Consider the following 9,218-nt stretch of genomic DNA (forward strand, 5'->3'; position numbering starts at 1 on the left):
ACATCACCAACTCTTGTAGACCTACAATGGACTGTCGGAATTTTCTCGGCAGGGATGGTTTCGGCACAAGTGAATATTCATCAAGGGTACTCTTTTTTGATTGTATCCTTGCTTTTGGCATGAATTGGTTCAGATCAAGCCTGGTATTTTTATTTTTCTGGGTGCTCGTGGGGCAGTACGTGTATCGAAGGGCGAACGAGCAGAATCGTTCGTCTCCGGAACTACGGGGGCTTTTCTGGGGGCTGATCGGGATACTTGGGGCAGCTGCTTATCTTCTCCACATCCGAGACAACCAGAAACACCGTTTAGTATGGATCGGAGTTTCAGTACTGTTATTCACAGTATGGGCAGTCGGAACAGTCGGTTTCTGGGGAGTAACCGAAGGATTCCATCTCTGGGCAGCGTTGTCCGCCAGTGTATTTATTCTGTACTGGCAGTTTGATATTGAAACGGGCGTTGAATGACCCAGCCCATTGTGCGTTCTCGAAATAGTCTCCCTCGTGTCGTAACCGGACGACTGTGCTGTAGTTGCCCGTGAGAGAACGGCAAAGCCGCCTCACTCGGTGATACGCGAATAGGTTGGGTTGTCGGTCAGATCACTCCATCCAGACTGGTGGAGGCACTCTTCCGAGGGCAGTTACTCGTATCCATAGGCTGTTCTGCTCACCTTGTGTATTGGTTGACGACACCGCGACCGTACTGTTTCATCACTCTCAGCAGGGGTCGTCCGGAAACGCGCCGAAGGATTGACTTGTCTGGGGGTGTGCTGCCACCAAGTGAGGTTTCCCAGCCGGTATGTGTCTGGAGGCGGTCTCGCTCCCGTTTTGCGGCTGCACGAACATTCTCGACATCCAGGGATGTTACCACTCGGTCCTCCATGAGAACCTCACCGTCAACGACGACCGTCTCAACGTCCCCAGCGGTTACTGTGTTCATCAACACTGAGGGGAGATTACTATAGGGCTGGTGACGGGGGGTATCGACATCAATTACGATGAAATCAGCTCGCTTTCCGGGTTCAAGACTCCCGACTTGGTCGTCTAAACCGAGTGCGCGTGCAGCATCGATGGTGAGCATTCTGAGAAGGTCGTACGATGACCATTGTTGCGCTCCGTATTCGAAATTGGACAGCAGTCGGGCATGTTTGGCTTCCTGAATTAGATCCCAAGAATCGAACCAGAACGGATCGTCTAGGCCGATGACTACGTTCGCACCGGACTCCTTGAGTGCCGGGAGCGGGAACCATGTTCGCTCCCCAGCTTGGAAGTAGCTGTATACGGTCGGGCAGTGCAGCACGTGCGCTCCCGCATCGGCAATACGTCGCGCGTCCAATTGATCCGCGTGGAGGAGGTGGGTCAGGAGCGTTCGCTCATCGAGAAGATTGAACGTTTCGAGCAGATCCAGCGGGTCGTCGGCACCGCTTCCAGCCGCCAACGTGCCTGCCTCTGAGGAGTCGTATAGATGGGTGTGCAGGCGGAGGTCCGGGTACTCCGACCGGAGTTCTTCGACTCCCTCCCAGAGCTGTCGTGAACAGCCGGCCTCGCCGCCGGGCGCGATACTCGCTCTGACACGCCCGTCGTGGGTGTCGTGATGCGTCTCGATGAACTCCCGAGCATCTGCGAGTTGCTCGGCCGGCGAGTCGGCTTTCAGAAAGTCCGCGAGCTCCGGTCCGATCACCCCTCGTAACCCCGCCTTCCCGATGGCGGCCGCACCGAGTTCCGGTGTGAAATCCATCGCGTTGACCGTCGTGACACCGTGGGTGAGTTGTCGTAGACAGGCGAGGTCCCACGCAGTCTCGAAAAACGATTCCCCGAGCGCCTCCTCGGCGGTGTGGTACAGCGACATTGCCTCCTTGAGCAGTTCCTCACCGTCGAGGTCACTGAACAGGCCTTGAACGAGCGTGAAATCCGTATGTCGATGCGCATCGATGAGGCCCGGCATCACGACCTTGCCATCGGCATCGACCACATACTTCGCCGCCGAGGGTCGACTGCCGGGCTTGGTTGGTTCAACTGACCGTATCACCCCGTCAGTCACCCGAATGGAGCCGTTCCGAAAGATTTCGTGGTTTTGATTCACCGTGACAACAGTCGCATCGTGAATCAGGAGATCAGTCATGGTCGTTTAAGATTGATTATCAGTTACGTTTCCAGAGGAAGCCGGTCACCCTTGCGATGACGGTGTCAGCGTTCCCAGCGCCCGTTTCGTCGATAATCGGTCCGTCATTGCTGCCCGCTCGCCTGGTCTAATCCGTTGATTCTGGTCGTCGGTGTCGGTCATCGCGAATCACACTCGCTGTGGTGGTCTGCCGCTGCGTTGACGGGGGGACGGTTCTGTCGGGGGCATGTGCAGGTATCAGCAGACTATTTGCCCTTCCAGCGCTGTGCACCCCCCTTCCTCGCCGAAACATACTCACAGTTGATGAGTATACCGTGACCAAACTTGAACCACATATCTGCGTTTCTCGGGCTGAAACACGGCCAGTCGTTTTTCGGGGTGGTCGTCCAGCGTCGCACATAGCTGACGGATTGCAGGGATCTACACGCCTGTTCATGATGTTGAGAGAGTCCCAGCTCCGCCTTCACGGACTTGTCAAGATGCCTCGGATTTGGAGAACTCTCTAACTTAACGAGCACGCCTCCAGTCATCGATACGGAGGCGGTCGGCACCCATTACCTCACTCGCAACTTCGTGAATACGTCTGCAGTCGCACCTGTTCGTCGCGGCTTAGGATAATATCCACACCCATACAAGCAGTGTTGGACGAGGCTGGCAGCTCAGTGGTTGCCCAGTTGTTACTGTTTGCTTCGCTGGTAATATCGGCGTCTGCGTAAACGCTGTAGCTGCCGGGTTCCGAAACGGGGTCGGTCCAGACTGTTCGTCCGACGGAATCGAGTTTGTCTGTCTCGCCATCGACCGTCGCTGCCGGCGCATCGAATCGATTCCAGTACACCACACGGTCTGTGTTATCATCTCGAACTACCACATCGATGCGGTGTGAGGCGGTCGCACGGTTCAACACGGTTATTTCGGTCAAACGGACGCCATCTGGGTCAGGGGTCGCACTGAGTTGGGAGCCACAACCGGCTAATCCGCCACAGAGAGCGCCACCCGCCATTCCGAGGACTGAGCGGCGTCGGTAGTCCACAGACGATTCCAGGCCGTCACTTCCCAGTGTGATCGGTCGACAAAATCCGTCCATTGACTGTCTCATCCTGCTATGTCAGTTGTGGTGTCCATGTGTTCAGTCGGTAAATCATCCGCAGTACGTCAAGTACGATGGCCGCCTCGACCAGCGGATTGAGATACGATGGTACACCAGTCACGGACGCAAGCAGGCCGAACGTGAAGACGGCTATACCGATACGGAGAACGGTGTTTCCCGCCATATCCTGGACCACGTCGTCTGGGACAGGCGACGTCGTGTCGTATCCTGCCAAGAGAAACGTCCACCCTCGGAACTTTACCAGCGCTCCCGCGATTGCCACAAGGCCGCCAGCAGCGAGCCATTCGAACGCGAGCGCGGAGGGTTCTATCACCGAGCATCACCCCCGAGTTGCGCGATCTTGCGGATACTGGTGGTGTCACAGCTGTTCGGAACCAGGTCAGCATGGTCCACATGTGTAGGATACATATCTTCAGCGTCTCAGTTCCGTTCAATGTCGTCGGCTGCCCGGCTGCAGAACCGTCTGAGGAACGTTTTGCGGTCGGTTCGGCCGGCGTCAGCCGCCATGAGTGTCTCTTCGAGACCGTCCCGATTCTGGGTGCAACACTCACGGTGACAGGGCTTACAGAGATACTCGAACTCCTTGCCATCGCGGTCCCAGCGGTCGCCGTATTTGTCGTACTCGCGGGCGTCTTCTCGACTGAGTGTTTCACCGCAAGCGATGCACGTCACCTGTCGCTCTGAGCTGTCACGCCACAGTGACGAGGGAGACATCGTTACCGATCCACCTCCCCCATAATGGTGTCGAGACTCCCAAGCGTCGCGACGAGGTCGGCGACGTACTCGCCTTTCGCCATGGCGGGGAGCGCCGAGAGATTCGAAAACGACGGCCCGCGAATTTTGAACCGAGCAGGGGTGTCGGTGCCGTCGGCACGGATATAGATACCGAGTTCGCCTTTCGCACCCTCGACAGCCCTGTAACACTCGCCAGTCGGCTTCAGCGTCCGCGGAACGTTGGCCTGACAAGTGCGCTCGTCTTCCGGCCAGTCTTCAAGGAGGTCGACACATTGGGCCACGATAGCCGCCGACTCCTCTATTTCCCGTAATCGGACGAGCACGCGAGCGAAGTTGTCACAGTCGTCTTCCGTGACGACGTTCCACTCGAGGTTGTCGTAGTAGCCATAGGGGTCGTCCCGTCGGATGTCGTAGTCGATGCCGGAGCCACGAGCGACTGGCCCGGTGACCCCGTACTGTTTTGCGACCTCCGGCGGAAGTTCACCAGTGTCGACACAGCGAAGCTGGAACGTTTCGTTCCCCGTGAGCAGGGTATGATACTCCGTCAATTTCTGAGGCAGGTCGTCAATGACACCGCGCACTTTCTCGAAGAACTCCGCTCGCGGTTCGGGGATGTCCCATGCGACCCCGCCGACCCGGAAGTAGTTGAACATGAGCCGCTGGCCAGTCAGGTCTTCGAGGATGTCTTGCACCGCCTCGCGGTCTCGGAAGCCGTACATGAACGCTGCGGTGAATTCACCGTTGACGTCTAGAGCGTACATGGCGGTGAACAGGAAATGTGAGAGGATTCGAGACAGTTCAGCGCTCATCGTCCGGATGACCTGCGCGTATTCCGGGACATCGATGTCGGCGAGATCTTCGATGGCGCGTGCGTATCCCCACTCGTTGAGCAGACCCGCCCCGCCCCAGTCCCAGCGGTCCGGGTACGGCATGATCTGGTGGCGGTAGGTCCCCTTCTGGCACATCTGCTCCTCGCAGCGGTGAATATAGCCGATGTCCGGTTCGACATCCGCAACTGTCTCCCCGTCGAGTGTGACGTTGAGGTGGAGCACCCCGTGGGTCGAGGGATGATGGGGCCCGATGTTCAGGTGCATCGTATCGGTTCCCTCTCGCTGGTCTTGTTCCAGCGGGTTGGCATTTTCTCTGAGCGGAACGATCTGGGGCTGGTTCTGATTGAAATCCTTCGACAGCGGATGGCCCTGCCAGGTCTCCGGCAGCAGAATCCGCCGCAGGTCAGGGTGTCCCTCGTACTCGATACCGACGAGGTCGTATGCCTCCCGTTCGTGCCATTCGGCCGTACTGTAGACCGGTGCAGCCGACTCGCTAACTGGGTTCTCCTTCGTCGTCGGGATCACGACCGATAGCTCGCGTGTCCGATCGTCGTAGCTGGTGAGATGATACACCGTCTCGAAGCGGTCTTCGTACTCCTGAGCGGTCACACACGAACAGTGATCGAATCCCGCATCTGATCGGAGTGTCGAGAGAACTGTCTGGACGTGATCGGCCCGAATCACCACGGCTGGGGCGTTCTCGTGGGTAGCTCGACCGACAATAGCATCAGCAGGGAGTGTCGAAATCGCGTCTTCGATGGGTCGATTGACGGAGGGGTGGTCTTGTTGCTGCATCGTTCACAGGTGTTTCATCTCGGCATAGAACAGTAGGCAACCTGCCACACTCATGGTGGAATATAAATACCCAGAATCAATGGCAATTTACACTAACACGTTCTCAGTGGCAGTATGCGGTATCTCACGGTACTGGCCAAACCGAACGAGGATGGCGCGTTCCATCCACTTGGTGAGAAGCTGACAAACGAACCTTCTATCAGGCGACGAGCGATCCATCATATCGAACTTCTCGATGACGATACCGTACTTCTGTTCGCCGAAGCAAGCGGTGATAAGCAACGCTACGAGGAAATCATGGAAGACTCGGAGTATGTTATCAGTTACCTCACCGCTGGAGAGAGCCGTTGGACGGCCGTGAGTCAGTTTGAACCGACCGAAAACGTACGCCGGGCGCTAGAACTACAGCGGGAATCGCTTCTGGTGGTCGATACACCGATCCGGTTCACTTCCGAAGATAACCTCAAGATAACGTACCTGGGGACCGAGGAGATATTCAAGAAGCTATACGACTATGCCGAAGAAGCGGACCATATGTCGTTTGATATTCTGGCAACGGGTGAACACGACACCGACGGGAAAGCGTTCAGCAGCATGATCACATCTCGGCAGGAAGAAGTGCTTGAAGCTGCGGTTGAACTGGGATACTACAACGAACCCCGGCGGGCATCGCTTGAGGATATCAGTGAGGCTGTCGGAGTTACCCCTGGAACGGTTGGGGAACACCTCCGAAAGGTCGAACAGCGTGTCTTTAGCGAAATCATCCGTTGAGTTGGTATCACAATTGTTACCCACTAATAGCAGCCACAGTGACATTGCTCTCTTCCGCAGTCTGATCACCCCCGTCAGGGGTGTCCACCGTAGTAGTCGGAGTCCGCTGTGATTCTGTCGGCGCGTCCTGTTGTGGCAGCTGTACCGAGCCAGTTGACACACCGATACCACCAGCGCCCACAACAGAATGGCGACTAACGTGGCTTTCAGCGATTCAGAGTTCATTGTCTCCGGTACGTGTCCCTGAACTTGATTAAAATCGCCACCAGCGTTGCTCCGGGAGAGGTGCTAGAATATTATACGAGACCCTCCGCGCTGTAGGTTATTATGAGTGCCCTGCAAAATTTAAAAGGAGCCACATCGGTGGGGCAGTTCTCGTATTCAGTTTTGCCTCATATTTCTACTTACACGATGTCAGTCACCGAATCATCCACGCCCACGACCGGCAACACGGTCACAAACACTGATGCATCGTTACTCAGCGATCCTGCTGTCGAGTCCACCTATCGAAACATCAACGACGTGCAATTACACGTCGTCACCGCCGGCGACCCCGATGCGCCACTGGTCGTCCTCCTGCACGGACATCCCGATTTCTGGTACGGCTGGCGCAATCAGATCCGTGCGCTCGTCAAGGCCGATTTCCGTGTGGTGGTCCCTGACCAGCGGGGCTGTAATCTGAGCGACGCACCCGACGGGATCGATGCCTATCGACAATCGAAACTCGTAGCTGACGTGCGCGAATTAATCCGTAGTGAGGGACGAGAATCGGCCCACATCATTGGCCACGACTTCGGTGGGTTCGTCGCATGGAACGTCGCACTCCGTCACCCCTCCATGGTCGATCGACTCGGGATATTCAACGTCCCACATCCGACAGTGTATCGAGATACGTTACGATCCAGTCCCCAGCAAATCGCACGGAGCTGGTACGTCTGGTTCTATCAGGTACCGAAACTCCCCGAGTGGATGTTGGCTCGAAAAGATATGGCCAATATGGTAGATTCTCTCGAAATAACCTCCAACCCCGGAACGTTCGACGAAGAAACGATTACCTGGTATAAGTCGGCCTGGCGCCACACTGGAATCAGACCGAGAATTAATTGGTACCGTGGATTCCGTCGTTCGGACAGTCCACCACGCGACACCGTCACTCAGCCGACGCTGATTTGCTGGGGAGAGGACGATATAGCACTTCTCCCCTCAGTGGCCGAAAAGAGCGTCGACTACTGTGACGACGGTCGGCTACAGATGTTTCCTGACGCGTCACATTGGGTACATCATGAACGTGACGAGGTTAGTGAAGCGCTATGCCGCCATCTCTCGTAAACAAAGTCAATTCTATGCATCACTGCAAGTGGCATCCGATACGATTCAATCCTACAGTCGTCCGTTTCAGCAGTACGGTTGCATACAGTGAAACACGGATGCTGGAGTTATTGTGCGACCCCCGAAACTGGAGAGTATGACTCCCCAGACAGAGAGTCGAAACAGGACATGGCAGGGTGGTGTTGTCGCGGGCAGCGCTGCAATTATGTTTGCTGCTGCAGCAACGACCGAAGGGCTGTTTTCAGGTGTAATGCTTGTCGCAGCGATGGGGACGATTCTCTCCGCGCTTGCGCTGTATGCAATCGCGTACCGGGAGAGAAAGAACTGATCACGAAGGCACACTACTCGGTTCGGTTGTTCATCGGTTTTTTGATGTGTTCGTAATCATCTCATGCTGTATACGCACACTGAGCAGTTGGCTCGTCTCACCAGCTCTGAAATTAACTATGTGAGTACTGTCTGTGCCACCGTATCTACATGATCAATTTCCGCTCGTGTGTCTCTCGTTAATAACGGTGACAGCTCTCTCGAAGGAACTGCTCCTGATTATCTCTACATGCTCCTCTCTAACGTTCAGTACTGGGCGTCGATCTCGCACAGAGGCATATCTCCCTTTCAGCCAGACGCAGTGCTCGGTAGAGGGGAAACAGGTGTAAGCAAAAAATATACGACCATCTCGATTCATGGTGAAATTGTCCTGAAAAGGACCTATCCGAGCCCCAGTATCTGGTTGCTCGGTATAGTGCCGGGCTCGCATCCCGATATCACTGCTTTCCTCAGAAGCGCCATGTCGCGTTATTCAGAGGCCCAACCGTGTTCAATACAGACGACTCCAGTATCGGTTACTGAGAAGAGTAACTACACAAAACATTTGTCTCCAAGATTGGAAATACTGAAAGAAGATGGATTCCGACTTCTCAGTCACTACGTACGCCCTCGGTGGTGGTCTCGGACTCCTCATAATGGGGTACGCGACACAAACATACCTCTGGTACGGTTACATGCAGGCAAATCCCGAAATTGGGGGAGTCTCCACGTCGCCCGGATTTATTCTGGTACATGCAATCATCTTCCTTCTCGGGACCGTTATTGCGTTCTCAGGCTTCTCAAAAGGACTTGCACATGTCTTCAACGAGGACGCTACTGCGGACCCGGTAACTGACTAATTCCCAGACCCACTGAGCAGCTGGTTCGTCCGAAGGGTTCTGAAATCAATTCTGTGGGTACTGTCCTTTGGCTCGGTATCTGTGTATTTGATTGCCACCTGTGCCTCTCAGGCTAAGCACAGGGAGCAGCTCTCTCTAGGAAGCTGGTCGTGCTTCTCTCGGCATGCTTGACCGAGTTCTCTATCGATTGGTAGAAGACATTTATTAGCCAATCCACACGTACGGCCACTCAAATGGACAAAAAACAACAGAGGTCGGTGATAGGGGCCCTAATGGTTGTTCTTGGGTTCGTTCAAGCGACGTGGGCCATCTCTTCTAGCGACTTGGTGTTTGCCGGATTGGGCCTCACGTACGCCGGTTTCGGTG

Annotated in this window: 9 protein-coding genes; 5 read left to right on the top strand and 4 right to left on the bottom strand. The window is 55.5% G+C overall.

Features of this window, described 5'->3' with window-relative positions:
- Window positions 1-26 precede the first annotated feature (26 nt).
- On the top strand, window positions 27-464 hold the full coding sequence (locus KZ498_RS23200; RefSeq protein WP_312621958.1) for a hypothetical protein: 438 nt from the start codon (window positions 27-29) through the stop codon (window positions 462-464).
- Window positions 465-663: 199 nt separating this feature from the next.
- Here the strand turns inward: KZ498_RS23200 and KZ498_RS23205 are convergent, their stop codons facing one another.
- The 4 genes from KZ498_RS23205 to KZ498_RS23220 all read right to left on the bottom strand — a co-directional run bounded on the left by KZ498_RS23205 (window position 664) and on the right by KZ498_RS23220 (window position 5,586).
- Window positions 664-1,968 carry an amidohydrolase family protein gene (locus KZ498_RS23205; RefSeq protein WP_312621959.1) on the bottom strand — a complete coding sequence of 435 codons (1,305 nt, stop codon included), beginning with the start codon at window positions 1,966-1,968 and terminating at the stop codon, window positions 664-666.
- 1,250 nt (window positions 1,969-3,218) lie between these two features.
- The gene (locus tag KZ498_RS23210) at window positions 3,219-3,539 is read right to left on the bottom strand and encodes a DUF3784 domain-containing protein (RefSeq protein ID WP_312621961.1); all 321 of its coding nucleotides are present in this window, start codon (window positions 3,537-3,539) and stop codon (window positions 3,219-3,221) included.
- A gap of 107 nt (window positions 3,540-3,646) precedes the next feature.
- Window positions 3,647-3,940 (bottom strand): hypothetical protein, encoded by a 294-nt coding sequence (locus tag KZ498_RS23215; RefSeq protein WP_312621962.1) that lies wholly within the window; start codon window positions 3,938-3,940, stop codon window positions 3,647-3,649.
- 2 nt (window positions 3,941-3,942) lie between these two features.
- Window positions 3,943-5,586 carry an NADH-quinone oxidoreductase subunit D gene (locus KZ498_RS23220; RefSeq protein ID WP_312621964.1) on the bottom strand — a complete coding sequence of 548 codons (1,644 nt, stop codon included), beginning with the start codon at window positions 5,584-5,586 and terminating at the stop codon, window positions 3,943-3,945.
- A gap of 114 nt (window positions 5,587-5,700) precedes the next feature.
- Here KZ498_RS23220 and KZ498_RS23225 point away from each other — a divergent pair, with 114 nt between their 5' ends.
- The 4 genes from KZ498_RS23225 (at window position 5,701) to KZ498_RS23240 (ending at window position 8,852) form a co-directional block, all read left to right on the top strand.
- Complete coding sequence (locus tag KZ498_RS23225) at window positions 5,701-6,357, top strand: helix-turn-helix domain-containing protein (protein WP_312621966.1); 657 nt, start codon at window positions 5,701-5,703, stop codon at window positions 6,355-6,357.
- A 411-nt stretch (window positions 6,358-6,768) separates the two neighbouring features.
- Window positions 6,769-7,686 (top strand): alpha/beta fold hydrolase, encoded by a 918-nt coding sequence (locus KZ498_RS23230; protein ID WP_396276190.1) that lies wholly within the window; start codon window positions 6,769-6,771, stop codon window positions 7,684-7,686.
- A 136-nt stretch (window positions 7,687-7,822) separates the two neighbouring features.
- Entirely contained in the window at window positions 7,823-8,014 is a 192-nt protein-coding gene (locus KZ498_RS23235; RefSeq protein ID WP_312621969.1) for a hypothetical protein, read from the top strand.
- A gap of 574 nt (window positions 8,015-8,588) precedes the next feature.
- Window positions 8,589-8,852, top strand: a complete 264-nt coding sequence (locus KZ498_RS23240; RefSeq protein ID WP_312621970.1) for a hypothetical protein — start codon at window positions 8,589-8,591, stop codon at window positions 8,850-8,852.
- Window positions 8,853-9,218: the final 366 nt, after the last annotated feature.

This window comes from Haloarcula sp. 1CSR25-25, assembly GCF_032027985.1.
Classification (GTDB): domain Archaea; phylum Halobacteriota; class Halobacteria; order Halobacteriales; family Haloarculaceae; genus Haloarcula.

What these genes read in the sequence shown, in the direction of transcription:
- KZ498_RS23200 (WP_312621958.1), top strand. Translation starts at nt 27, where the DNA reads ATGGACTGTCGGAATTTTCTCGGCAGGGATGGTTTCGGCACAAGTGAA.
- KZ498_RS23215 (WP_312621962.1), bottom strand. Translation starts at nt 3,940, where the DNA reads ATGTCTCCCTCGTCACTGTGGCGTGACAGCTCAGAGCGACAGGTGACG.
- KZ498_RS23220 (WP_312621964.1), bottom strand. Translation starts at nt 5,586, where the DNA reads ATGCAGCAACAAGACCACCCCTCCGTCAATCGACCCATCGAAGACGCG.
- KZ498_RS23225 (WP_312621966.1), top strand. Translation starts at nt 5,701, where the DNA reads ATGCGGTATCTCACGGTACTGGCCAAACCGAACGAGGATGGCGCGTTC.
- KZ498_RS23230 (WP_396276190.1), top strand. Translation starts at nt 6,769, where the DNA reads ATGTCAGTCACCGAATCATCCACGCCCACGACCGGCAACACGGTCACA.
- KZ498_RS23235 (WP_312621969.1), top strand. Translation starts at nt 7,823, where the DNA reads ATGACTCCCCAGACAGAGAGTCGAAACAGGACATGGCAGGGTGGTGTT.
- KZ498_RS23240 (WP_312621970.1), top strand. Translation starts at nt 8,589, where the DNA reads ATGGATTCCGACTTCTCAGTCACTACGTACGCCCTCGGTGGTGGTCTC.